The sequence below is a fragment of the Solwaraspora sp. WMMA2059 genome (assembly GCF_027497315.1).
Classification (GTDB): domain Bacteria; phylum Actinomycetota; class Actinomycetes; order Mycobacteriales; family Micromonosporaceae; genus Micromonospora_E.
The window spans coordinates 5,809,883-5,835,025 of the sequence record NZ_CP114908.1; the positions used below are offsets into that span (position 1 = coordinate 5,809,883).

Here is a 25,143-nt window from a genome sequence, read left to right on the forward strand (position 1 = left end):
GTCCGGCGCGGCGGTTCCGGCGTACCGGCGGGGTGGAGGTCCGATGAGTAGCGGGTTGTACCGGAGCACGAACGCCGACCCCGGTCGGGGCGGCCCGGAGCCGGACGGCGCCACGCTGATCTCCGTTGGACCGGGCGGCCAGCCGGTAGTGGAGTCGACCGCGCCACCGTCCGAGCCGCCGGCGGCCATGCCGGACCCGGCGGTGCAGGAGCCGCAGGAGGGCGGCAGCGCCGCCACCAACAGCGCGGTCATGGCGCTGGGCAGCCTGGTCAGCCGGGGCACCGGCTTTCTGCGGACGCTGGTGCTGGCGGCGGCGCTCGGCGGATCGCTGGTCGGTAACGCCTACACCACGGCGCAGATCTTCCCCGGCATGGTCTACGAGTTCCTGCTCGGCGGAATCCTGACCAGCGTCCTGGTGCCGGTGCTGGTGCGGCGACGCAAGTCGGACCCGGACCGGGGTCAGGCGTACGCGCAGCGGCTGCTGTCGCTGGCGGTGCTGGCGCTGGCCGTCGCCACCCTGGTCGCGATGGCGGCGGCACCGCTGCTGACGCTGCTCTACTCCAGTGACCGCACCACGGAGGAGTTCCGTGACCTGGTCACTCTGCTGTCGTACCTGATGCTGCCGATGATCTTCTTCACCGGGTTGTCGGCGCTGGTCAGTGCGTTGTTGAACACCCGGGGGCACTTCGCGGCGCCGATGTGGGCACCGATCCTCAACAACCTGGTGGTGATCGCCACCCTGGGCACGTACATCGCGATCTTCGGTGCCCGGATCATCGAACCGGACGAGATGACCCCCGGCCGGATCGTGCTGCTCGGCGGCGGCACCCTGCTCGGCGTGGTGGTGCAGGCCGCCGGCCTGGTCCCGGCGCTGCGCAAGGTCGGTTTCCGGTGGCGCTGGCGGTTCGACTTCCGCCAATTGGGCCTCGCCGAACTGGGTCGGCTCGGGGTCTGGATGTTTTGCTACGTGGCGGTCAGCCAGCTCGGCCTGGTGGTGGTGTTCAACCTGCTGAACCGGGCGGGCGACGAGGACGAAGCCGGCCCGCTGATCTACAACAACGTGTTCCTGCTGCTGATGATGGCGCACGGCATCGTCGCCGTCTCGGTGATCACCGCGCTGATGCCGCGGATGAGCTCGGCCGCTGCCGACGGCCGCTACGCGGACATGGCCGTCGACCTGGCGCGCGGCACCCGGACGGTGACGGCGGTACTCGCGCCGATCGCCGTCTGCTACGCGGTGCTGGCCACCCCGGTTTCCTTCTCCTTGTTCCGGTACGGCGCGTTCGACACCGAAGCCGCCGACGCCACCGCCGTGGTGCTGCTGGCGGCGGCGGTCGCTCTGGTGCCGTTCGCGGTCAGTCAGTTGTTCACCTTCGGCTTCTACGCCCTGCCGGACACCCGCACCCCGGCGTTGATCAACATCCCGGTGGTGGCGCTGCGGATTCTCGTCCAGATCGGGCTGTTCGTCGCCCTGTCGGTGCAGTTCGCGGCGGCCGGCCTGATGATCGGCAACGGGGTCTCGTACCTGGCGGCGGCGGTGCTGTCGGCCTGGTTGCTGCGTCGCCGGGTCGGTCGGATCGGGTTCGGCGGAATCATGGTCACCTTCGGCAAGGTGGCGCTGGCGGCCAGCGGTGCCGCCCTGGCCGGGTGGCTTGTCGTCACGCTGCTGCCGGGTGGTGACACGCCGAGCCAGCCGTTGGCGATCCTGCAACTCGTCGGCGGCGGTGCCGCCGTCGGGCTGGTCTACCTCGGGTTGGCGGTGGTCCTGCGGATCCGCGAGATCGTCGACGTGCTGGCGATGGTGCGCCGTCGCCTCGGCCGCTGACCGTCGAGATCAGCCTGTGGACCAACCTGTGGATAACCGGGTTGGACACGCTCGACACCAGGTCAGCGCCTGTGGATAACTCAGAACCAGGATCCTCGTTACGGGCGGTGTCGGAGTGTCGGTGGCCCGGTCGCGGTGGGGCGGTCGGGTGGGCTGTCGCGGCGGGCTGGGAGCGGCACCCGGGCGGTACAACGTATATTTGCGATGGAGGTTATGCGTCCGGCCGTACGGGCAGGGTGGCGTTGACCGGGTCCGGTCGGCGCGGGTCCGCCAGACGGCAGGTCGACCCCCGGTCGGCATTGCAAGAGCTGCGGGAAGCTGAGATGTTGGTGTTGCCGCAACGCAGGTAAGGTCGTTCTGGACGGATACGTGCGACACCGGGTCGTGACCGGTGACGTTCCACCGCTGCGGGGCCGGCCGGTGCCGGAAGCACGACGACCAGCACGGCAGGTGCGACCAGCAGGACAATCGGACAACCGGCAGATAACACCGGACGACCAGCACCAGGGTTCGACCGAGACGATCCACAGGGAGGACGGGTGACCCAGGTCGGCGAAGGCCAGGAGGCGGACGAGGCCAGTCCGCCGATGATGGCCTTCGATGCGCCCTCCGCCGGCGAGATCCTCGCCGAGCGATACCAGCTGGCTCAGCACGTCAACAACGACAGTGCGGGTCGGCAGGTCTGGCGTGGGGTCGACGTGGTGCTGCGCCGTCCGGTCGCGGTGGTGCTGCGCTACCCCGGTGGCGATTCCGCCATGGAGATGCTGCAGGCCGCGGTCCGGGCCAGTCGGGTCATCCACTCCAACCTGGTCGGCGTCTACGATGCCATCGACGAGGGGCAGCGGGCCTACGTGGTCCGCGAGTGGGTGGAGGGCGATTCCCTGCGCGAGGTGATCGCCGCCGCCGGTCCGTTGGACGCGGCCCGGGCCACCATGATCGCCCACTCGGTCGCCTCCGCCATCGCGGCGGTGCACGCCACCGGCATGGTGCACGGCAACATCCACCCCGGCACGGTGATGATCGGCCACGACGGCCGGGTGGTGCTGGCCGACGCCAGGGCCGACAGCTCCGACACCTACGAAACCGACATCCGGGCGATCGGCGGAGTGCTCTACTTCGCGATGACCGGCCACTGGCCGCAGCACGAGGCAGGCAGCACCGCGCTGCCGGACGCGGTCCGGGACGCGACCGGGGCAGTCGCCGCTCCCCGCCAGGTGCGCTCCGGTGTGCCGGCGTACCTCGACGACCTGACCATGGACCTGCTCGACCCACGGCTCGCGCTGCCCACCTCCGAGGTACTCGCCGCCGAGCTGGGTCGGCTCGACGCCAGCACCGAGGAGCACTACCTCGACAGCGTCGGGCCGCTACGGTTCTCGGCGGCCGACGACGACGAACCGACCGGCACCCCACTGGCGGCCCGCCGCAAGATCGCCGCCGGTGTCGCCGGCCTGCTGGTCATCGCGGTGACCGGGCTGTATTTCGGGATCAGTGCGCTCGGCAACGACGGTGACGGCGAGGACGGTCAGTCGACACTGCCGCAGACCCAGGTGACCTCGACCCCGGGCCCCACCGAGACCAGTGCCCCGGCCCAGCCACAGCCGATCGCCCTCGCCGGCGACCAGGTCCGTATCGTCGACGCCGACGGTGCCCGTGACGAGCTCGACGGGGCGCAGGCCGCCGTCGACGGCGACACCAGCACCGGCTGGGAGACCGACGCCTACGAGCGCAACCCCAACTTCGGCAACCTGAAGCGGGGCATGGGGGTGCTGATCGACCTGCAGGAGCCACGGGCGGTGACCAGCGTGAAGGTCGAGCTGTCCGCATCCGGTGCCACCGCCGAGCTGCTGGCCGGTCCGAACGATCCGGGAGCGACCCGGGAAGGCGACGACGAGATCCTCGAGACGTTCACCGACCGGATCGGTGCCCGATTCGAGAACGCCGACGGCGCAACCCTCACCTTCAGCGGATTCTCGCCCGACGAGACCTACCAGTACCTCCTGGTATGGATCACCAAACTGCCTCCGATCGGCAACGACAAGTACCAGATCGGCGTTCAGGAGATCACGGTCGAGGGGCCATGACCGGACGCCGGGCCGACCTCGGCGACGAGGAACTGCTCCGGGCACACGTCGACGGCGACCCGGAGGCGTTCGCCGAGTTGGTACGGCGGCACCAGGACCGGCTCTGGGCGGTTGCCCTGCGTACGCTCAGCGACCGGGAGGAGGCCGCCGACGCGCTGCAGGACGCGCTGCTGTCGGCGCACCGCGCGGCTGCCCGGTTCCGGGGCGACGCGGCGGTCACCACCTGGCTGCACCGCATCGTGGTCAACGCGTGCCTGGACCGCGTGCGCCGCCGCAAGTCCCACCCCACCGTGCCGCTACCCGACGGTGGCCGGGACGACGACGGCGTACGCGGCACCGAGCCGGCGGCACCCCCGGTCGATCACGACACCGCGCTGGTCGTCCGCCAGGCACTGGCCGAGCTGCCGGCGGAACAGCGGGCCGCGCTGATCCTGGTCGACGTGCAGGGCTACCCGGTCGCCGACGCGGCGGTGATGCTCGGCGTCGCCGAGGGCACGGTGAAGAGCCGCTGCGCCCGGGGACGGGCCCGGCTGGCCGGTCTTCTCGGGCATCTGCGACCACAGCGGGCGAATGCGCAGGTGGCACCACCACGCGCCCAGGTGTCGTCGCTCACCCCACGGAACCCGCAGCGGCTCGACGACGTCCCATCAGGGTCCGCACGTGGCGACGGTGGCAAGGAGGAACGGTGACTGCCGACCGGTTCCAGGAGGTCGATCGAGAGCTGCTCGCCGACTATGTCGGTGGGGCGCTCGACGGCACCCCGGACGAGGTCGCCGTGGCCCGACTGATCGCGGAGCGGCCGTCCTGGCGGGCGGCCCACGACGAGCTGGTCGAGGCCACCCAGCTGGTGCAGACGATGCTCGCCGAGTGGGGCAGCGTCGTCGAGCCGATCCCACCCGACGTCGCCGACCGGGTGCACGCCGCCCTGGCCGCCGAGCCGCTACCGCAGCCGGCCCCGGAGCCGGCGATCAGCCCGGAGCCGGCCACCGTCGCGGCATCGGTGCCGCTTGCGGCGGCCCGGGCGCGGCGGGATCGTCGCCGCCGCTGGCAGCGGTACGCCGCTCCGATCACCGTCGCGGCGGCAGCCGTGGCGTTCGCCGGCCTCGGGGTCGGCCAACTGCTCGGTGCCGGGTCCGCCGACGACGCGAGCACCGCGGCGGGCAGCCCGTCGGACGATGCCGGCAGCGCCGAAAGCCAGAGCGCCGAGACCCGGCAGGAGGGCCAGCCGGGCACGATGATGGACGCCTCCGCACCACGGCTACTGGCCAGCGGCACCGACTACCAGCGGGCGACCATCGTGCCGATGTTCGAGGCCGTGGGACGGACGGGCGGCGACGGGGGGCAACCGGGAACCGGCGAGGACACCGTACTGCAGGAGTCGCCTTCCTCGACGGCGCTGGCCAGACTGGCCGGCCCGGCCGCGTTGGCCGACTGCGTGGCCGCGGTGACCGCCGAGCACGGCAACGGCGTCCTCGGCGTCGACCTGGTGGACTTCGCGGCGTTCGAGGGTGAACCGGCGCTGGTCCTCTCGTTCAGTGACAGCTTCGGTGCCAGCTGGATCTGGGTGAGCGGCACCGGCTGCGGTACGCCTGCGGCCGGCGCGGACACCAGGTACTCGGCACAGGTAGGGTGACCCTGCCGGCCGCGTGACGTGGGACACGCGGTAGCGGAGCGGGATTACCCCCCGGCTCCGTGGCGTTGTCGTCAACGGTCACCGTTGCGCAGAAATCAGACTTTGGGAGTCGGCAGTGGACGAGGTCCGCAACCTGATCATCATCGGCTCGGGACCGGCCGGTTACACCGCTGCGGTGTACGCCGCACGCGCCAACCTGCGCCCACTCGTCATCGAGGGGGTGCAGTCCGGCGGGGCGCTGATGACCACTACCGAGGTGGAGAACTTCCCGGGATTCCCCGACGGCATCATGGGTCCGGAGCTGATGGACTCGATCCGTAAGCAGGCCGAGCGCTTCGGTGCCGAGTTCGTCACCGACGACGTGACGCGGGTCGAGTTGGTCGACACGGGCACCCCGGGCACCACCGAGGCCAGCACGGTGTACGTGGGCGAAACCGGCTACCGGGCCAAGGCGGTCATCCTGGCCACCGGCTCCGCGTGGCGTCCCTTGAACGTCCCCGGTGAGCAGGAGTTCCTCGGCCATGGGGTGTCCTCCTGCGCGACCTGTGACGGCTTCTTCTTCCGGGGGCAGCACGTCGTGGTGGTCGGCGGTGGCGACTCGGCGATGGAGGAGGCCACCTTCCTCACCCGGTTCGCCGAATCGGTGACCATCGTGCACCGCCGCGACGAGTTCCGGGCCAGCCAGATCATGGCGGCCCGCGCGCTCGGCAACGACAAGATCCGGGTCGAGTGGAACAGTGTCGTCGAGGAGATTCTCGGCGCCGACGGTAAGGTCTCCGGAATCCGGCTGCGCAACACGCACACCGGCGAGTCCCGGACCCTCGACGTCACCGGGGTCTTCGTCGCGATCGGTCACGACCCGCGGAGCGAAATGTTCCGCAGCCAGGTGGAGCTCGACGAGAACGGCTACGTGCTGGTCGACTCGCCGAGCACCCGGACCAGCGTGCCGGGCGTGTTCGCCGCCGGTGACCTGGTCGACCACACCTACCAGCAGGCGATCACCGCTGCCGGCAGCGGTTGCGCGGCGGCGCTCGACGCCGAGCGTTACCTCGCCACACTCGAAGAGGTCTGACCGCCGGCGCACCGGCGGTCGAGGAGGAGGATTTCCCGTGGGAGCTACCCGAGCGGTCACCGAGGCCAGCTTCGCCACCGACGTACTCATGTCCGACAAGCCGGTACTGGTGGACTTCTGGGCCGAGTGGTGCCAGCCGTGCCGCAAGGTCGCACCGCTGCTCGAGGAGATCGCCACCGAGATGGGGGACAAGGTGTCGATCGTCAAACTGAACATCGACGAGAACCCGGAGATCGCCCGCCGGTACCGGGTGATGTCGGTTCCCACGCTCACCGTGTTCAAGGCCGGTGAGCCGGTGCAGTCGGTGGCCGGCGCCCGGCCCAAGGGCGACCTGGTCAAGCTGATCGAGTCGGCCTTCTGAACCTCAGCGGGGCTGCCCCGTGCGGCACGGCGGACCGGCCGGCCCACCCGACAAGGTGGGACCGGCCGGTCCGTTTTCAGGCTGCTGGCGGCACCGTTACAGGGCTGCTGGATGGTCGGTTCCCTGGCTGATCGTCCGGACACCGGGCGCTCCCCGTACGGTCCGCTTCGCCGCAACCCGGGTACGGGCACCTGCCGGCCGGGTTACGCTCCGGATCGTCCGCGCCTGCAGGGGGGAGGTCCACGTCCCGTGCGCCCGATCCGCCGTGACGATCAGGGTCCCGCCGTGGCCGAGATCCGCTCCATCCTGGTCAACCTGGAGCTGCTCGAGCCAACCCCGGGGGCCGACGTTTTCGACGCCCGCACCGAGCACGCCGTACGAGCCTTCCAGCAACTCCGCGGCCTGAGCATCGACGGCCGAGTGGGTGCGGAGACCTGGCGGGCGCTGGACGCCGCCCGCTGGCGACTCGGTGACCGGGCGCTCTACCACTCGATACCTCAGCCGCTGGTCGGCGAGGACGTCCGGGCGCTGCAGGAACGACTGCTGGAGATGGGCTACGACGTGGGCCGCGCCGACGGCGTGTACGGCGGGCGCACCGCCCGCTCGGTCACCCAGTTCCAGCGGGAGGTGGGACTGACCGCCGACGGCAGCTGCGGGCCGTACACCATGCATGCGATGCGTCGGCTGGGCCGCAAGGTGGTCGGCGGGCGCCCGCAGTGGCTGCGGGAAGCGGATGCGTTCCGCGAGTCCGGCCCCAACCTGGTGGGCAAGACGATCGTCATCGACCCTGGGCACGGGGGGCCCGATCCCGGCGTGGTGGTCACCGACAGCGGCCGGCGCTGGTCCGAGGCGGAGCTGGCGTACGACCTCGCCGCCCGGTTGGAGGGGCGGCTGGCGGCAGCCGGGATGCGGGTGCATCTCACCCGTGGTCCGGCCACCGCCACGGTGCTCAACGACCCGGCACGCACCCAGCTGGCCAACGACATCGGCGCGGACCTGTTCATCTCCCTGCACGTCGACGGGCACGCCAACCCGGCCGCCGACGGGGTGGCCACCTACCACTACGGCACCGGCAACGGGGTCACCTCGACGGTCGGCGAGCGGCTGGCCGGGCTGGTGCAGCGGGAGATCGCGGTGCGTACCGGCCTGCGCGACTGCCGCATCCACGCGAAGAGCTGGGAATTGCTACGGCTGACCAGGATGCCGGCGGTACGGGTGGACGTCGGTTATCTGACCTGCTCGGCCGACCGGGCCCGGCTGATCCGGCCCGGGTTCCGTGACCAGGTGGCCGAGGCGCTGGTCGCCGCCGTGCAGCGGATGTACTACCCGGTGGAGCTGGACGTGCCGACCGGGTCGATCGACGTGCACACGCTGCGGGCGGTGGTCGACGCGACGGCGGAGGCCTGAACCTCGTCAGTCAGTTCGTCACCGCGCGGGTGGCCGGGCGCAGCAGGCTCTCCGGAGTCATCGAGCCGAGCAGCTTCTCCAGGGCGTACTCGACGTCCGACTTCCACGACAACGCGGTCCGCAACTCCAGCCGTAGCCGGGGGAACCGGGGGTGCTGCCGGACCGTCTTGAAGCCGACCGACAGGTAGAAGTCGGCTGGGGCGAGACAGCCCCGACCGGCCGTCTCCTCCGGATCGGCGGCGGCGTCGCCGAACGCCTCGATCGCCTTGATGCCCCGCTTGGTGAGATCCCGGGCCACGCCCTGCACCAGCATTCGCCCGAGGCCACCGCCGGCGAACGGCTGCACCACGTGCGCCGTGGTCAGCAGTACCGCATCGGCGGAGACCGGGGACGTCGGGAACGCCATCGACCTCGGTAGGTAGGCCGGCGGCGCGTACATCACGAAACCGGCCGGCATGCCGTCGACGTAGGCGAGCTTGCCGCAGGAACCCCACTCCAGGAGAGTCTGGGAGACCCACGCCTCCTTTTCCAGCGCCGGGTCGCCGGAGGTCCGGGCGCGGTCGGCCGCCACCGGATCGAGCTCCCAGAAGACACACCGCCGGCAGGATCTGGGCAGCTCCTCCAGCGTGTCCAGCGTCAGACTGACCAGACGTCGCGACATTGGCGATCCCCCACCACCGAACCGGTCAAGCGTTGAAACCCGCCGAGCTTCACCACGCGCCGTCTCCTGTCCCCAACGAGCGATCGTACGCCGCAACCTCGCGTCAGGGGAGAGGTCGGGCACCCGCCGCAGGTGTTCCCAGGCCAATCCGGGTTCGCTGGTCCGACATGTGGTCGGTGTGGTAATGCCCACGCCGGGCGGCGACACGCCGGACTACCATCAGACGATCAGTGCGTGTCGCGGCCCGACCCGGCACCACCGGTGCGACGCGTTTCGAGGGTGAGGTCTTGACTTCCTCCCCGCACTAAGGGACGGGGATTCCCTGGGTCGCCCCAGGGGGTTCCTGTTTCACCGACGACCGCCCCGTCCGAGAGGAGGACTCCCGGTGAGGTCTTACACCGCCTCCACAGGCAATCACGGAGAGCCCCTCCGCGAGGATGTTGCGGGCCGCGTTGACATCCCGGTCATGGGCCTGCCCGCACCGGCAGGTCCACGACCGGACCGCCAACGGCATCCGCTCGGCCAGTACGCCACACGCGGAGCACAGTCGGGTCGACGGGAACCAGCGGTCCACGACCACCAGGTCCCGGCCGTACCAGTCCGTTTTGTACCCCAGCATGCTGCGGAACTGCCGCCAGCCCGCGTCCGAGACGGCGCGGGCCAGACGGTGGTTGGCCGTCATGTTGCGGACGGCCAGGTCCTCGATCACGATCGTCTGGGTTTCACGAACGAGCCGAGTGGTCAACTTGTGCAGGTGGTCGCGGCGGCGGTCGGCGACCCGGGCATGAATCCGGGCCACCGCCAGCCGGGCCTTGACCCGGTTCGCGGAGCCTCTGGCCTTGCGTGCGAGGTTCCGCTGGGCCCGGGCCAGCCGCCGCCGGTCACGGCGTTCATGTCCCGGGTCGGGGATCTTCTCCCCGGTGGACAGGGTGAACAGGCTGTCGAGGCCGGCGTCGACCCCCACCACGGCAGCGGTGGTGGCCGGGGCCGGTTCGATCCGGTCGTCGCAGAGCAGGGAGACGAACCAGCGGCCCGCCGGGTCCTGCGACACGGTCACCGTCGACGGCGCCGCGCCCTGCGGGAGCGGTCGGGACCAGACGATGTCCAACGGTGCGGACATCCTGGCGAGGGTGAGGCGGCCGTCGCGCCACCGGAACGCGCTGGCGGTGTACTCCGCCGACCGCCGCGACCGCTTCCTCGACTTGAACGTCGGGTACCGGGCCCGTTTCGCCCAGAAGTTGGCGAACGCGGTCTGCAGGTGCCGCAGCGCCTGCTGCAGAGGGACGCAGGAGACGTCGTTGAGGAACGCCAGGTCGTCGGTCTTCTTCCACCCGGTGAGCATCGCCGACGTGGCGTTGTAGGTGACCCGTTCCCGACGCAGGGTCCACGCCTCGCTGCGGGCGGCCAGCGCCATGTTGTACACCAGCCGGACACAGCCGAACGTCCGGGCGAGCTCGGCGGCCTGCCCGGGGGTGGGGTGGAAGCGGTACCTGAACGCCCGCTTCACGGTCCTGGACACAGTCCACAGTCTAGCGATTCGGTCGTGAGCCATGGGGTCGCGTGTGCGGTGGACGCCGATCCGCCTCGGCGGCGAACCGGCTTTCCCTGTCCTGCTCCGCAGGAGTTCCAATTCCTCCCCGGCCGCAACACCGGAGTATCCAAGGAAGGACTCTGATGACCGGCACGACGCTCGACGACTACACCGACCGCTATGCCCGCCGGGTCCGGGGGATGACCGCCTCGGAGATCCGGGCGCTGTTCGCCGTCGCCAGTCGGCCGGAGGTGGTGTCGCTTGCCGGCGGAGCCCCGTACGTCGCCGCGCTGCCGCTGGACGCGGTCGGCGAGATGCTCGGTCGCCTCGCCGCCGAGACCGGCACCTCGACCCTGCAGTACGGCATCGGCCAGGGCACCCTCGACCTGCGGGAACGGATCTGCGAAGTGATGTCGCTGTCCGGGATCGACGTCTCGTCCGGGGCTTCCCCTGAGGACGTGGTGGTGACCGTCGGCGGGCAGCAGGCCCTCGATCTGGTCGCCCGGCTCTTCCTGGACCCGGGCGACGTGGTCCTCGCCGAGGGCCCCACCTACGTCGGCGCCCTCGGCGTGTTCCAGGCGGCGCAGGCCCAGGTGGTGCACGTGCCGATGGACGCCGACGGGCTGATCCCCGAGGCGCTGGAACAGGCGATCACCGACGTGGCCCGGTCCGGCCGACGGGCGAAGTTCCTCTACACCATTCCGACGTTCCAGAACCCGGCCGGCGTGACGCTGACCGACGAGCGCCGCGACCGGGTACTCGACATCTGCGAACGCGCCGGCCTGCTGGTCGTCGAGGACGACCCGTACGGCCAGCTGAGCTTTGATGGCGAAGCGCCGGCGCCGCTGCGGGCCCGACGCCGGCACGGCGTCTTCTACCTGAGCACCTTCTCCAAGACCTTCGCGCCGGGGCTGCGGGTCGGTTGGATTCTCGCTCCGCACGCGGTACGCGAGAAGCTGGTCATCGCCAGTGAGGCGCAGATCCTCTGCCCCAGTGCCTACGCCCAGGCCGCGGTCGCCACCTACCTGGCCACCATGCCGTGGCGGGAGCAGCTCAAGACGTACCGGGAGGTCTACCGGGAGCGGCGGGACGCGCTGCTGTCCGCGCTGACCGACCTGATGCCGGCCGGGACGACCTGGACCCGACCGAGCGGCGGCCTGTTCGTCTGGGCGTCGCTGCCGGACGGGTTGGACGCCAAAGCCATGGTGCCCCGGGCCATCGCCGCCCGGGTGGCCTACGTTCCCGGCACCGGCTTCTACGCTGACGGCTCCGGGGCCGGCAACATGCGGCTCAACTTTTCCTACCCCCCACCGGAGCGAATCAGGGAAGGCGTCCGGCGGCTGGCCGGCGTGATGGAGCGGGAGTCGGCGATGCGTGAGGTCTTCGGACCGGTCGCCGGCGGATCCGGCCGACGCCAGCGCCCCGGCGCGGATGCGCCCGGACCTGACTTGGCATGATTCGGGCATGAGCCCAGCGCTGGACCCCACCGCAACCGCATCCTCGTCGTCGTCCGCCGCCCCGGATCTGCGCGTGCTCGTGCTCGCCGGCGGGTTGTCGTACGAGCGGGACGTCTCGCTGAAGTCCGGTCGCCGGGTGCTGGACGCGCTCCGCTCGGTCGGCGTCGAGGCTGAGATGCGCGACGCCGACGTCTCGCTGATTCCAGCGCTGCGCTCCGACCCGCCGGACGCGGTGGTCATCGCGCTGCACGGGGCGACCGGTGAGGACGGCTCGCTGCGCGGCGTACTGGATCTCTGCGGCGTGCCGTACATCGGCTGCGACGCCCGCGCCGCCCGCCTGGCCTGGGACAAGCCGTCGGCCAAGGCGGTGCTGCGCGAGGCAGGCATCCCGACCCCGGACTGGGTCGCGCTGCCCCACGACCGGTTCTCAGAGCTGGGTGCGGTCGCCGTGCTGGAGCGGATCGTCGAACGGCTCGGCCTGCCGCTGATGGTCAAGCCGGCGCAGGGCGGCTCCGGGCTGGGCGCGGCAGTGGTACGCGAGGTGGCAGAGCTCTCCGCGGCGATGGTCGGCTGCTTCGCGTACGACTCGACGGCACTGGTGGAGCGCTACGTCACCGGGATGGACGTCGCCGTGTCGGTCGTCGACCGGGGCGACAGCCCGGAGGCGCTACCGGCAGTCGAGATCGTGCCGCGCAACGGTGTCTACGACTACGCTGCCCGCTACACCGCCGGACTGACGACCTGGCACGCGCCGGCCCGGTTGGCCGAGCCGGCCGCCGAGCGGGTGGCGGCGACTGCCGTCGCCGCTCACCGGGCACTTGGGCTCCGGGACCTCTCCCGCGTCGACATGATCGTCGACGCCGATGGCCGGCCGCACGTCCTGGAGGTCAACGTCTCACCCGGAATGACCGAGACCTCGCTGTTGCCACTGGCAGTCCAGGCCGGCGGGCTGGACCTCGGCGAACTGCTCGCCACCCTGGTGGTCCGGGCTGCGGCGAGACCGTACGACCCGGCGAACTGATCACCGGGTGCCGCCGGTCGGCGCCGCCGCCGAATCGCCCGCAGCCGGGACTTCAGGACCGCCCTGATCAGGATCGCCCTTCGGGTTTGGGTCGTCGTCATTCTTCACCTCGGTACCGGCATCCGTGTCGGCGCGGGCGGCGGCATCGACGGTTCCGGTCGGATCGGCCGGGTCGGCATCTTCCTGCTGGGTCGTAGCGACGTCGCTGGCGAGCTCACCGAGATCAGCAGCTGGCTCGATACTCTCCATCGGCACCACGAGCTCGGCTACCGCCGGCTCTGCACCGTCGACCTCGCCGAAGTCGTCGACGCTGACCGGATGGCTCGCCTGCTCGCTGAGATTCGACGGTGCCCGCCACTGAATCCGCGGCGGCTCAGCGAGCTGGCGACCGCCGAACTCCGCCAGCCACGCAGCGACCAGGGCCAAATTCTCCCGCCAGCGTGACTCCGAGATCGGCGGCAGGATGCTGTCCCACAGTGAGAGGAACGTGCCACGGAGCTGCAGCTGCCCGTACGGCCGGGCCAGGAACCACAGGTGCAGGTGCGCCGAGCCGTCCCCCCACCGGTTCACGTGGACCCGGGCCACCCCGTCGAGCGACCGGATCGCCCGCTCGAGACGGACGGTCATCACGCCGAGTTCGGCCGCGAGCAGGTTCGGCAGGTCGCCGAGGTCGAAGTGGGACCGGGACTCCAGGATGAGGACCATCGGTAGTCCGGTCGGGCGGTCCATCGCGCGCACCCGCCAGCGTTCGCTGACCCAGATGTACGCGTCGTCCGGGGCGGAGCAGGACGAGCACTCCGCCGTGCCCTCACCCTTGCGAGGCGGCTCGACGGCAACCGGATCGTCGAGCCGCTTGACCCGCAGGTCGCCCTCGAAGGGAAAGGATGGCCATCGCGCGAAGTCGGGAACCGAGGCAGGGGTGTCTGGCACGACGCTGACCCTAACCGAGTCTGCGCCGCCTGTCGTTCCCCGTTTCGGCCGGCCCGGAACACTCATCCGGAGGGACGACCTGTCTCTGGTCAGCGGCCGGCCACCGCCCGCCGTCCCCAGTTGTCCACAGGAGTTATCCACAGGGCGGCAGCCCGGTCTACCCGCTGTTTCACGTGAAACGAGGCGTCCTGTGGAAAACGCCTGTGGACAACGCGCGAACCCGTACCGGATCGATCACCGGGACACCCGGAACCCGTACGGTCCGGCGGCGAATGCGTCTTGGCGCCTCCGGTGGCCCGGTCTTCTCAACGATCCAACGACCATGCGGTAACCGGGCTCGGCGAGCCGTGCGGTGGCGGCCGGAATGGCTGTGGGTCGCCTCGGCCGCAGAGTCGGGCTCGTGTTCTGGTTTCACGTGGAACATCGCCATCGGCCCACTCCCGGGCCCCACCGGATTCACGTGAAACGACCTCCGCGGTCGCCTCCGCCCGGCCGGCCCGCGAGACGCAGCACTCCTGGTGGGTGGCCGCCGAGGTTGATCGCCGGCAACGGCCGAGGGCCGGGGCGTCGAGCGACGCGGCTAGGAAGCACCGGCAAGAAGGGCTGGTGTTTCACGTGAAACACCAGCCCTTGGACAAGCGCCTGCCGGTCGACCGGCAGGGAGTCAGTCGACGGCGCCTGCGGCGTCGTCCCCGTTCCCCACACCGATGATCCCGACGATCCGCTCCAGGTCGTCGACCGTGGCGAACTCGATCGTGATCTTGCCCTTGCTTCGCCCGATGTCGACCTTGACCCGGGTGTCGAATCGGTCAGACAGACGATCGGCGAGATCGGTGAGGGCCGGGGCGTGGGCCTTCGGGCGTCGCTGCGGACTGGCCGTACGCTTCGCCGGGTCCTCGCTCCCGGCGAGCGCCACCAGTTCCTCGGTGGCCCGGACCGAGAGCCCTTCGGCGACGATGCGCAGCGCCAGGGCGTCCTGGGCGTCGGAATCGTCGAGGCTCAGCAGCGCCCGGGCGTGACCGGCCGACAGCACGCCGGCGGCCACCCTGCGCTGCACCTGAGCCGGCAGATTCAACAGCCGGATCGTGTTGGAGATCTGCGGCCGGCTCCGGCCGATGCGCTTGGCGAGTTCTTCATGGGTCGCCCCGAACTCGTCGAGCAACTGCTGGTACGCGGCCGCCTCCTCAAGCGGGTTGAGGTTGGCCCGGTGGATGTTCTCCAGCAGCGCGTCCCGGAGCATCGCGTCGTTCCTGGTGTCCCGAACGATCGCGGGGATGGACTCCCGGCCGATCGCCTGCGCGGCACGCCAGCGGCGTTCCCCCATCACCAGCTCGTACTGCTCGCCGTCGTCCAGCTGGCGTACGACGATCGGCTGCAGGAACCCGACCTGCTCGATCGAGACCTTCAGCTCCTCGAGCGCCTCGTCGTCAAAGACCTGGCGGGGCTGCTTCGGGTTCGGAACGATCGCGGCGACCGGCAGCTCGGCGAACCGGGCACCGGGCACCGGCGACAGGTCGGCGGGCGGCGCCAGAGCCGGTTCGGTCGCGACGGCGGCAGCGGTTCCGACACTGCCGGAGACGGCCGCGGTGGCCGGGGACGGAGTCACCGGGTCCGGGGCCGTCTCCGGCAGTGTGACACCGGACTGAACCGGAGCGGTGGTGGGGATGAGGGCACCGAGCCCGCGCCCGAGCCCGCCCTTCGGACGGTTCTTCATGCCCTGCCTCCCGCTCCAACCACCGTGTCAGACATTGCGACTGAGCCGAGCGACACCGCGCTCGGCGATTTCCTGGGCCGCCTCGAAGTAGCTTGTCGCACCCCGCGATCCGGGATCGTAGGTCATCACCGACTGGCCGTAGCTCGGTGCCTCCGAAACCCGGACGTTGCGGGGGATGACCGACTGGAGCACCTTGTCCCCGAAGTGGTTCCGCACGTCCTGCTCGACGGCGTCGGCCAGCCGGGTCCGGCGGTCGTACATGGTGAGCAGGATGGTGGAGACGTCCAGGGTCGGGTTGAGATGCTGCCGGACCAGGTTGATGTTGTTGATCAACTGGTTGAGTCCTTCCAGCGCGTAGTACTCGCACTGGATCGGGATCAGCACCTCCTGTGCGGCGACCAGCGCGTTGACCGTCAGCAGACCCAACGACGGTGGGCAGTCAATGAACACGTAGTCCAGCTCGACCGGGTACGCCGTGATGGCCCGCGACAGCCGCGATTCCCGGGCCACGACGGAGACCAGCTCGATCTCGGCCCCGGCCAGATCGATCGTCGCGGGAACGCACCAGAGGTCGGGTATCCCCTCGACCGGCTGCGCCACCTCGGTCAGCGGCACGTTGTCGATCAGGCAGTCGTAGACGTCCGGTACGCCTGCGTGGTGCGGGACGTTGAGTCCCGTCGAGGCGTTCCCCTGGGGGTCAAGGTCGACGACCATCACCCGGTTCCCGTGCAGCGCCAGCGCTACCGCGAGGTTCACCGTGGTGGTCGTCTTACCGACGCCCCCCTTCTGGTTGGCCACGCACATTACCCGGGTCCGGTCCGGCCGGGGCATGGTCACCTCGCCGCTTGGGTTCAGAATCTGCACGGCGCGCAAAGCCTCCATTGCCAAGGGGGGATCATCCTCTTCCCGATTCGGTGTTTCACGTGAAACGTACGGCTCGTCGACGGCCGGGGCGGTCGGTTTGGGCGCCGGCTGCTCCGGCGACGGGGGTGCGGTACCCACCGACGTGTCCACGACGAGCGGCACGCCGGACCGGGCCGGGGCACCCGTCGTGGGCGGCTGGGGCACCCCACTGACCGGCGCCGTCCCTCCCTCCGGCCAACCCGGGTGGTACGCCGTTTCACGTGAAACCATCGTGGGGTCGCCGACATCGTGGCGCTCGCCGGTCGACCGCGGATCCTCGAAACTACCGTTGTCATGCACCGTGTCATCCCTGCCCGCGTTGGATGGATCGGCACCGCCAGCGCTCACGACCGCGCTTCGGGCGTGGCGTGCGGACCGGCACGGGGCGGCAGGAGTCGTGCAACTACGCGTTGCCGCCCGGTCCAGACTATCGACGCGCGGTCAGCCTACGGGGATCAGGGCCGGTGTGGCCACGGCCGACTGTCCGACGTGCGCAGCCTGCACGTCGCTGCACCCCGCCGTCAGGGCGGGTTCGGCGGTCATCCCCGGGTTCGCCGCGTCGACCGCAACCGTCCCCGGTCGACGCGCTCCGAGCGGCGTCGGCCACCCGCCCCGGGCACCGGACCGGTCCGCTCAATCTCCACCACGGTGGTCGGCGGGTCCAGCCATCGTTCGCCGCAGCGACGCAGCACCGGATCACCGCCACCAGACCTGATCACCGCCGCCCGGTGTTCGGTGATCTCCGCCCCGGCCGAGTCGCCCTTCATGGCGAGCAGCCGCCCACCGGGCTCGACCAGTGGTAGACACCAGCCGGCCAACCGGTCGAGTGGGGCCACCGCTCGAGCGGTGACCACCGGCGCCGCCCCGTCGGGAAAATCCCGGCGGAGTTCCTCGGCCCGGCCACGCAGCACCTCGACCCGGTCGGTGAGACCAAGGAGCGATACCGCCTCGGCGAGAAAGGCGGTGCGCCGGGCCAGCGGCTCGACCAGGATGACGGTGAGGTCCGGCCGCGCGACGGCCAGGACCAGCCCGGGTAGACCGGCCCCGGAGCCGACGTCCAGCACCGTCGCTCCGTCCGGGACGAGTTCACCGACGACGGCGCAGTTCAGCAGGTGCCGCTCCCAGAGCCGGGGCACTTCGCGCGGCCCGATGAGTCCACGGAGCAGTCCTTCCGAGGCCAGCAGGCCGGCGTACCGGACCGCGAGCCGCAGCTGCTCGGCACCGAAGACCTCGCGGGCGGAATCGGGGGGTGACCCCGGCGTGGCCGCTCCCGACGGAACCGGCCCGGACGGGTTCCCGTCCGGGCCGGTGGCCGCCCGATCAGTCTGCTCGGGCAGATCAGTCATGGCGCTCAGTCGGCCGGACGGACGACGATGCGCCGGGTCGGCTCGACACCCTCGGATTCGCTCAGCACGCCGTCGAGCGCGTTCACCACGTCGTGTACGCACTTGCGCTCGAAGGCGGACATCGGTTCCAGCCGCACCGGCTCGCCGTACTCCTTGACCTTCTCCACCGCGTTCTTCGCCACAGCGGCCAACTCCTTGCGCCGGTTGTTCCGGTAGCCACCGACGTCCAACAGCAGCCGGCTCGGCGATCCGGTCTGCCGGAAGACCGCGAGTCTGGTCAGCTCCTGGAGCGCCTCCAGGGTCGCACCCCGCTGCCCGACCAGGGCACTCAGCTGCCCGCCGACCACCTCCACCACGGGACGGCCGCCGGAGACCAGCTCGTCGATGTCGCCGTCGTAGTCGAGGATGTCCAGCAGTCCCTCGACGTAGTCGGCGGCGATCTCGCTCTGCTGGAACAGGTCGTTGTCGGTGGCGGCGGAAGCGGGCGCTGACGCGTCCTTGCCGGCCGCGTCCTCGTCAGCCTCGTCGGTGCCCGCGTCGTCGGCGTCACCGGTACGGTCGTCGGCGCTGTCGGCGGCCCGGGCTGGGACAACCTCCTCGTCGACAGACGGGTCGGCACTGGGCAGGCTGGTATCGGTCACGGTGTCATCTCCGTACTCGCTCGGCGGAACCGGTCGGTCCGCTGGTTACCGAGGACCGGCGGACGGGCGCCGTGCCCTCGGGGAGGTCTACGTTGCGGCTGTGCGGGACGTCCGCCAGCGCCCGGGACGCCCGCCAGCAGCAGCCGTCCGTCGGGACGCCTGCCCGGTCAACCCGGACGCTTCGCCGGCCGCCGCTTCTTCGGGTTGACCGGCTTGGCACCAGGCTTGGGCTTGAGACCCTCGCGGACCGGGGCCGGCTCCGTGGCGGCGGCCTCGGCACCGTTGCCGCGTCGGGCGAACACACCGGCCGACTTGGGCTTGGCGTCGGTCGTGCCGGGCTTGCGTGGCTGGCCGGCACCGGACTTCGCCGCCGGCCGTCCGGTCGATTTCGACGTCGAGGTCGAGGTCGACTTCGTAGCGGGCTTCCCCTTGCCGGCCGGCATCGGCGGCGGCGGGAACTTGCGCAGCACCCACTGCTGCTGGCCGAGGGTGACCAGGTTGTTCACCACCCAGTAGATGATGACGCCGATCGGGAAGATCGCGCCGGAGATGAGCAGCGAGGCCGGGATGCCGTAGAGCATCAGCCGCTGGATCATCTTCTGCTGCGGGTCCTCCGCCCAGCCGGTCTTGAGGATCATCTGTCGGCTGGTCAGGTAGGTCGTCACGATCATGACGATCACCAAGATCCCGGCGATCACCTTGACCGTGGTGCCGCTGGCGCCCATCGCCGCCAGCTCGTCGGCCGTCGAACCGAACCGCCCGGCGATCGGCGCGGTGAACAGACTGGCCCGAGAGGCCTCGTAGAACTGGTCCGCGGTCCAGCCGTACAGGTCGACGTTGCGGGTCTGCTCCGGGTTGAGCCGGCGCAGGATGTGGAACAGGCCGAGGAAGACCGGGATCTGCAGGAACATCGGAAGGCAACCCATCAGCGGGTTGGCCTTCTCCTTCCGGTACAGCTCCATCATTTCCTTCTGGAGCGTCTCCCGGTCACCCTTGTGCTTCTCCTGCAGCTCCTTGACCTTCGGCTGCAGCGCCTGCATGGCCCGCTGTGACTTGATCTGCTTGACGAAGACCGGGAAGAGGATCACCCGGACCGTGACCACCAGGAAGATGATGGCCAGGATCCACGACCAGTTGGTACCGAGCACCTCGGTCGACGGAACACCGATCCGGTCCCAGGCCGAGTGCCAGAACAGCAGGATCCACGAGATGGCCCAGTAGATCCAGTCGAGACTCAATTCGGGGCTCCAGTCGCATCGGCACGGCGGCCGCCCGGCATCGGTACCGGGTCATATCCACCGGGGTGGAAGGGATGACAGCGCAGCAGGCGCCAACCCGCCAACAGCACCCCCCGAGGTGCTCCGCGCCGGGCGATCGCCTCCTGGGCGTACGCGCTGCACGACGGGTGGAACCGACAGCGGGCCGGCAGAGCCGGGCTTATCCAACGACGGTACGCGACGATCGCACCTGTCAGCAGGCGGCCACCCGGTGTCGCGGGGGGAGGTAGGTCGTCGGGAGCGGTCATCGGGCGTCCCCCGCTCTGGCCCGGGTCCGGGGTCCGGTGCGCGGCGCGCCGGACGGGCGATCACCGGCGGTGCCCTGGGAGCGTCGCTCGGCGGCGCGGACAGCGGTGGACAGCGCGGCGTCAAGGTCGGCGGCGAGCCCCGCCGACGATGCCCCGGCGGCCGGCGGAAGGGCTCGGACGACCAGCAGGGTACCGCCCGGCAACGCTGCCAGCCGGGACCGGGCCAGGTGTCGGAGCCGACGACGCACCCGGTTGCGGTTCACCGCGTTGCCGACCGCCTTGGAGACGATGAAGCCGGCCCGGGCCCCGGTGCTGTCGGTTGCGTCCGACCGGCCACCCGGCCCGGGCGACGACAGCAACAGGTGCACGACGAGCGAGCCACGGCCAGCCCGCCGACCCATGCGTACGACCTCGGTGAAGTCGGCACGATTGCGTACGCGCTCAGCGGCGGCCAGCATGGCGGTTAGATCTCCACGACGCCCGCGAAGGCCATCAGGCGGACAGGCGGGCGCGGCCCTTGGCGCGGCGGGTGGAGAGGATGGCACGGCCGGCACGCGTACGCATCCGCAGCCGGAAGCCGTGGGTCTTGGCGCGCCGGCGGTTGTTCGGCTGGAAGGTGCGCTTGCTCACGTCAGACTCTCCGTCAGGTGCGGCTCCCGGCCTTCGGCCCGGAGTCAGATGAATCAGACCGGCTGGCGGTCAGGCCGGCAGTTGGTCAAACCCGGCCGTTGGCCAGGCCGGTGGTGCAGATCAGCGTGGTGCAGATCAGGATGGCGCAGATCCGGGTGGTGCACGATCTGCGCCCGTGCGTCGTGCAGGCACAACGCGCCTGGCTAGTTTATCAGAGCGGACCAGCGCCGACGGCTCGCCCACCGCCGGTGACCCGGCCGTGGAGCGACGCGGCCAGTGCCGCTACACGGTTTTCACCGGAACCGACAACGGGGACCGGCGACCGCCGGTTGAACGGTTGTGGACAACGCTGTTAGCGTGCCCGATTGCCGGTCAAGCATCAGGCAGCACCTGGCACCGCTTCATCGGTACGAACCAGGCAGCCGGGCCGGTCGCCCGCGACGGTGATCGACACCGGGCGCCGAGCCGGCAGGGGCAGGTTCGGCGGACGACGGGGAGCCGCAGTCAGCAGTACACACAGGTTGTGGATAACTTGTGGATGACGGTCAGTTCAGCGGCCCGCAGCATGGCTCGTCGTACCTGTTCGAGAGCGGGACCGATCCCGACCGGCGGCCGACATGGAGACAGTGCCGGCGGCCGGGTACTCGGATGCGATGGGGGTGGCGCTACGGTGGCCGAGACGATAGACCTCGGCGCGGTCTGGTTGGCGACCACGGACGAGCTGGCGGACGAGATCGTCTCCGCCCAGCAGCGGGCCTATCTGCGGCTGACCCGGCTGCGCGCCATCGTCGAGGACACCGCGCTGTTGTCCGTACCCGACGCGTTCACCCGCGACGTCATCGAATCGCGACTGCGTCCGGCGATCACCGAGGCACTGTCGCGGCGGCTCGGTAGGCCGATCCAGGTGGCGGTCACCGTCCGTCCGCCGGAGGACGGCCAGGGTCGACCGGTCGGCACGGTGTACGGCACCGCGACCGTCGAGACCCGGCTGCACCACCCGGACGAGCCCGACCCACGGCTGGGCCCGCCTCCGCCCGGACCGGACCACCGCGACACCGACAACCACCACTGGGACCGCGAGGGCATCGCCGGGCCCGAGGTGCCGGAGCCGATCAGCGGCCGGCCTGACTCGCCGGACGGACCCCATCCGCCGGAGCACCGTGTCGGCGTATCCGATGCACTGGATGGCGCGACCAGCCGGCTGCCGGTGGTGCCGGCGGCCCGGACCGGCGACCAGGGCTCGCTGTTCGACGACGACTACACCGCCGGAGCGCCGGGTCCGCAACGGCTCGACCACGACCTCGAACCGCCGGCGCAGCACCGCGTGGCCCGCCCGCCGACGGACTACCGCCCGCCGGACCAACGGTACGGCGGCGTCGGCGACGGCCTGCCGACCAGCCCGCCCGACAGCGGACCGGGGCGAGGCGGATTGGACCACCGCGGCACCGGCCGGGACGACCGCCGGCTGACCGGACCGGGGGTGGACACCGGCGGAAACCGGCTCAACCCGAAGTACATGTTCGAGACGTTCGTCATCGGCTCCTCGAACCGGTTCGCGCACGCCGCGTCGGTGGCGGTGGCCGAGTCACCGGCGAAGGCGTACAACCCACTGTTCATCTACGGCAGCTCCGGCTTGGGCAAGACCCACCTGCTGCACGCCATCGGTCACTACGCCACCACCCTCGGACACGCCCGGTCGGTGCGGTACGTGTCGACCGAGGAGTTCACCAACGACTTCATCAACTCGCTGCGTGACGACAAGACCAGCGCCTTCCAGCGCCGCTACCGTGACGTCGACATCCTCCTGATCGACGACATCCAGTTCCTGGAGAACCGGGAGCGGACCCAGGAGGAGTTCTTCCACACCTTCAACACACTGCACAACGCGAACAAGCAGATCGTGATCACCTCGGACCGGTCACCCAAGCAGCTGGCCACCCTCGAGGACCGGCTGCGGACCCGCTTCGAGTGGGGGTTGCTCGCCGACATCCAGCCGCCCGACCTGGAGACCCGGATCGCCATCCTGCAGAAGAAGGCGGCTCAGGAGCGCCTGTACGCGCCCCCGGACGTGCTGGAGTTCATCGCCTCCCGGATCGCCAACTCGATCCGGGAGCTGGAGGGCGCGTTGATCCGGGTCACCGCGTTCGCCAGTCTCACCCGGTCGCCGGTCGAGCTGAGCCTGGCCGAGGAGGTCCTGCGGGATTTCATCCCGGACGGCGCCGGCCCGGAGATCACCGCCGACCAGATCATGGTCGCCACTGCCGACTACTTCGGGGTCAGCCTGGAGGACCTGCGCGGTCACTCGCGTTCCCGAGTGCTGGTCAACGCCCGCCAGGTCGCCATGTACCTGTGTCGCGAGCTGACCGACCTGTCGCTGCCCCGGATCGGACAGGCATTCGGTGGCCGGGACCACACCACGGTGATGCACGCCGACCGCAAGATCCGGCAGCAGATGGCGGAACGCAGGTCCCTCTACAACCAGATCGCCGAGCTGACCAACCGGATCAAGCAGATCGCCTGACGCCCCGCCGCCCCGCCACCGGGCCCGCCCGCCGGTTGATCCGGCGGATCACGCACAGGTTCATCCACAGGTTTTCCACCGCGGCCGCCGCCGGATGGTGGATGACAGCTGCATCCCGCCCGCCCAGTTGTCCACAGGCTGTGGACAACTCTTGGGGAAACCGCTGTGGATAATCACTCTCAGTCACAACTTGTCCACAGGTCAGCCACCGCCTGTGGGGATCCTGTCGAAGGTTCTGGGGACGACGGACCGGCATGGCGCCGGCAGCTTGTCCACAGCTGGGGACGAACCCTCGGGATAACCGGTGGACAACCGGTGGATAACTCGGCACGGCTGTGGGCAGCGGGGCAGCCTGTGGATAACGAACCCGGTTGTACCCAGCCCTCTCCACAGGTAATCCACTGCCATCGAACCCATCTGACCTGCGTAAACGCGAGATGTCCACAGAGTGCACAGCCCCGATGAAGACGATGAGATTTATCTTCTAGACAACAAAAACCAATCACCGGCGTTGGGGATAGGTGTGGATGCAGCCGACCTGCCGCACCTGCCGGTCCGGTCGACCGGCAGAAGTCCGGGGCCGGACGCACGGGCCCGGCGCTCTGGCCTATCGTTCGGTGAGGTCCGTCGACCGATGACGGTCGAGCCGCCCAGGGACCGCCTCGGGTCCGGCACCACCGAAGATCGTTCGATCGAGTCGACGCGGAGGCACGGCATGAAGTGCGGAGGCATGGGATGAAGTTCCGGGTGGAGCGCGATGCGCTCGCCGACGCGGTGGCCTGGACGGCCAAGAGCCTGCCGAACCGGCCGTCGGTGCCGGTGCTGGCCGGCGCGATGCTCCGGGTCACCGACGGTTCCCTGCAGGTCTCGGGGTTCGACTACGAGGTTTCCAGCCAGGTGACCGTCGACGTGCAGGGCGATGCCGACGGCTCGGCCCTGGTCTCCGGTCGGCTGCTCGCCGAGATCACCAAGTCGCTCCCGGCCAAGCCGGTCGACATCGCGGCGGTCGGTGCGCATCTGGAGCTGGTCTGCGGCAGCGCCCGGTTCACCCTGCCGACCATGCCGGTGGAGGACTATCCGACCCTGCCCGAGATGCCGGCCAGCGCCGGCCGGGTCGACGCCCCGACGTTCGCCGCCGCGGTCGCCCAGGTCGCGGTGGCCGCTGGCCGCGACGAGACGCTGCCGATGATGACCGGGGTCCGGGTCGAGCTGGAGGGCAGCCGGCTCGCCATGCTCGCCACCGACCGGTACCGGCTGGCCATCCGGGAGATTGACTGGCAGCCGGACGATCCGGAGATCAGCCTGCACGCACTGGTGCCCGCCCGTACCCTGGCCGACACGGCCAAGACGCTCGGTCCGATCGGCGGCGAGGTCACCATCGCGTTGGCGCACGGTGGGGCCGGGGAAGGCATGATCGGATTCGCCGGCGGCACCCGCCGGACCACCAGCCGGCTGCTGGACGGTGCCAACTATCCGCCGGTCCGGTCGCTCTTCCCGAGCAGCCACAACGCCGAGGCCCGGGTGGGTGTGAGCACTCTCGTCGAGGTGGTACGCCGGGTCGCCCTGGTAGCCGAACGCACCACCCCGGTACTGCTCAGTTTCAGCGCGGACGGGCTCGTGGTGGAGGCCGGCAACACCGAGGAGGCGCGGGCCAGCGAGGCGATGGAGGCCGCGTTCACCGGCGAGCCGCTGACCATCGGGTTCAACCCGCAGTACCTGATCGACGGTCTGCAGAACCTCGGCTCCGCCACGGCGGTGTTCACCTTCGTCGACGCGTTCAAGCCGGCGGTGATCTCGCCGGCCGGCGAGGACGATCAGATCATCCCCGGCTACCGCTATCTGATCATGCCGATCCGGGTAACCCGGTAGTACCGGGTCGCCCGG

The 25,143-nt window shown here is 70.4% G+C and carries 21 protein-coding genes and 1 pseudogene; 11 read left to right on the forward strand and 11 right to left on the reverse strand.

Translation table 11 applies throughout. The features are described from left to right. Window positions 1–43: 43 nt before the first annotated feature. The 7 genes from murJ (at window position 44) to O7553_RS26800 (ending at window position 8,379) form a co-directional block, all read left to right on the forward strand. Window positions 44–1,825, forward strand: coding sequence for a murein biosynthesis integral membrane protein MurJ (murJ, locus tag O7553_RS26770; protein WP_281552338.1), 1,782 nt, complete (start codon window positions 44–46; stop codon window positions 1,823–1,825). A 467-nt stretch (window positions 1,826–2,292) separates the two neighbouring features. After that, complete coding sequence (locus O7553_RS26775) at window positions 2,293–3,906, forward strand: protein kinase (RefSeq protein ID WP_281567499.1); 1,614 nt, start codon at window positions 2,293–2,295, stop codon at window positions 3,904–3,906. After that, window positions 3,903–4,595 carry an RNA polymerase sigma factor SigM gene (gene sigM, locus O7553_RS26780; protein ID WP_278172900.1) on the forward strand — a complete coding sequence of 231 codons (693 nt, stop codon included), beginning with the start codon at window positions 3,903–3,905 and terminating at the stop codon, window positions 4,593–4,595. Before O7553_RS26775 ends, sigM begins: the two co-directional genes overlap by 4 nt. Next, the gene (locus O7553_RS26785) at window positions 4,592–5,539 is read left to right on the forward strand and encodes a hypothetical protein (RefSeq protein WP_281552339.1); all 948 of its coding nucleotides are present in this window, start codon (window positions 4,592–4,594) and stop codon (window positions 5,537–5,539) included. The genes sigM and O7553_RS26785 overlap by 4 nt, the downstream gene beginning before the upstream one ends. Window positions 5,540–5,654: 115 nt before the next feature. Continuing rightward, entirely contained in the window at window positions 5,655–6,611 is a 957-nt protein-coding gene (trxB, locus tag O7553_RS26790; protein WP_281552340.1) for a thioredoxin-disulfide reductase, read from the forward strand. A 37-nt stretch (window positions 6,612–6,648) separates the two neighbouring features. Further along, window positions 6,649–6,972, forward strand: coding sequence for a thioredoxin (gene trxA / locus O7553_RS26795; RefSeq protein ID WP_123606654.1), 324 nt, complete (start codon window positions 6,649–6,651; stop codon window positions 6,970–6,972). 249 nt (window positions 6,973–7,221) lie between these two features. Next, window positions 7,222–8,379, forward strand: a complete 1,158-nt coding sequence (locus O7553_RS26800; RefSeq protein WP_281552341.1) for an N-acetylmuramoyl-L-alanine amidase — start codon at window positions 7,222–7,224, stop codon at window positions 8,377–8,379. 10 nt (window positions 8,380–8,389) lie between these two features. On the opposite strand, the gene O7553_RS26805 is transcribed toward O7553_RS26800, so the two are convergent. Together O7553_RS26805 and O7553_RS26810 are read right to left on the reverse strand one after the other, a co-directional pair. Continuing rightward, complete coding sequence (locus O7553_RS26805; RefSeq protein ID WP_281552342.1) at window positions 8,390–9,040, reverse strand: GNAT family N-acetyltransferase; 651 nt, start codon at window positions 9,038–9,040, stop codon at window positions 8,390–8,392. A gap of 304 nt (window positions 9,041–9,344) precedes the next feature. Further along, entirely contained in the window at window positions 9,345–10,559 is a 1,215-nt protein-coding gene (locus tag O7553_RS26810) for a transposase (RefSeq protein ID WP_281552343.1), read from the reverse strand. Between the two features lie 155 nt (window positions 10,560–10,714). On the opposite strand from O7553_RS26810, the gene O7553_RS26815 reads away from it, so the two are divergent. Beyond that, window positions 10,715–12,028, forward strand: coding sequence for a PLP-dependent aminotransferase family protein (locus O7553_RS26815; RefSeq protein ID WP_281552344.1), 1,314 nt, complete (start codon window positions 10,715–10,717; stop codon window positions 12,026–12,028). Between the two features lie 7 nt (window positions 12,029–12,035). Further along, window positions 12,036–13,049 carry a D-alanine--D-alanine ligase gene (locus O7553_RS26820; RefSeq protein ID WP_281552345.1) on the forward strand — a complete coding sequence of 338 codons (1,014 nt, stop codon included), beginning with the start codon at window positions 12,036–12,038 and terminating at the stop codon, window positions 13,047–13,049. On the opposite strand, the gene O7553_RS26825 is transcribed toward O7553_RS26820, so the two are convergent. The 9 genes and pseudogenes from O7553_RS26825 to rpmH all read right to left on the reverse strand — a co-directional run bounded on the left by O7553_RS26825 (window position 13,050) and on the right by rpmH (window position 20,738). Further along, a complete protein-coding gene (locus tag O7553_RS26825) occupies window positions 13,050–13,979 on the reverse strand; it encodes a hypothetical protein (protein WP_281552346.1) in 930 nt (309 codons plus the stop codon). It abuts the gene before it with no gap. A 664-nt stretch (window positions 13,980–14,643) separates the two neighbouring features. Then, a complete protein-coding gene (locus O7553_RS26830) occupies window positions 14,644–15,693 on the reverse strand; it encodes a ParB/RepB/Spo0J family partition protein (RefSeq protein ID WP_281552347.1) in 1,050 nt (349 codons plus the stop codon). A 27-nt stretch (window positions 15,694–15,720) separates the two neighbouring features. After that, window positions 15,721–16,827: an AAA family ATPase gene (locus tag O7553_RS26835; protein ID WP_281552348.1), complete on the reverse strand. Its 1,107-nt coding sequence runs from the start codon at window positions 16,825–16,827 to the stop codon at window positions 15,721–15,723. A 308-nt stretch (window positions 16,828–17,135) separates the two neighbouring features. Further along, window positions 17,136–17,942 (reverse strand): 16S rRNA (guanine(527)-N(7))-methyltransferase RsmG, encoded by an 807-nt coding sequence (gene rsmG / locus O7553_RS26840; RefSeq protein WP_281552349.1) that lies wholly within the window; start codon window positions 17,940–17,942, stop codon window positions 17,136–17,138. 5 nt (window positions 17,943–17,947) lie between these two features. Beyond that, the gene (locus O7553_RS26845; RefSeq protein WP_281552350.1) at window positions 17,948–18,583 is read right to left on the reverse strand and encodes a R3H domain-containing nucleic acid-binding protein; all 636 of its coding nucleotides are present in this window, start codon (window positions 18,581–18,583) and stop codon (window positions 17,948–17,950) included. Window positions 18,584–18,750: 167 nt separating this feature from the next. After that, window positions 18,751–19,821, reverse strand: a complete 1,071-nt coding sequence (yidC, locus tag O7553_RS26850; RefSeq protein ID WP_281552351.1) for a membrane protein insertase YidC — start codon at window positions 19,819–19,821, stop codon at window positions 18,751–18,753. Beyond that, window positions 19,818–20,108, reverse strand: coding sequence for a membrane protein insertion efficiency factor YidD (yidD, locus tag O7553_RS26855; RefSeq protein ID WP_281552352.1), 291 nt, complete (start codon window positions 20,106–20,108; stop codon window positions 19,818–19,820). The genes yidC and yidD overlap by 4 nt, the downstream gene beginning before the upstream one ends. A gap of 101 nt (window positions 20,109–20,209) precedes the next feature. Continuing rightward, window positions 20,210–20,566, reverse strand: a pseudogene (rnpA, locus tag O7553_RS26860) (ribonuclease P protein component); the annotation flags it as partial. Between the two features lie 34 nt (window positions 20,567–20,600). Then, window positions 20,601–20,738: a 50S ribosomal protein L34 gene (gene rpmH, locus O7553_RS26865; RefSeq protein WP_123606641.1), complete on the reverse strand. Its 138-nt coding sequence runs from the start codon at window positions 20,736–20,738 to the stop codon at window positions 20,601–20,603. Between the two features lie 670 nt (window positions 20,739–21,408). On the opposite strand from rpmH, the gene dnaA reads away from it, so the two are divergent. After that, entirely contained in the window at window positions 21,409–23,259 is a 1,851-nt protein-coding gene (gene dnaA / locus O7553_RS26870; protein ID WP_281552353.1) for a chromosomal replication initiator protein DnaA, read from the forward strand. A gap of 735 nt (window positions 23,260–23,994) precedes the next feature. Next, on the forward strand, window positions 23,995–25,128 hold the full coding sequence (gene dnaN, locus O7553_RS26875; protein WP_281552354.1) for a DNA polymerase III subunit beta: 1,134 nt from the start codon (window positions 23,995–23,997) through the stop codon (window positions 25,126–25,128). Window positions 25,129–25,143 lie beyond the last annotated feature (15 nt).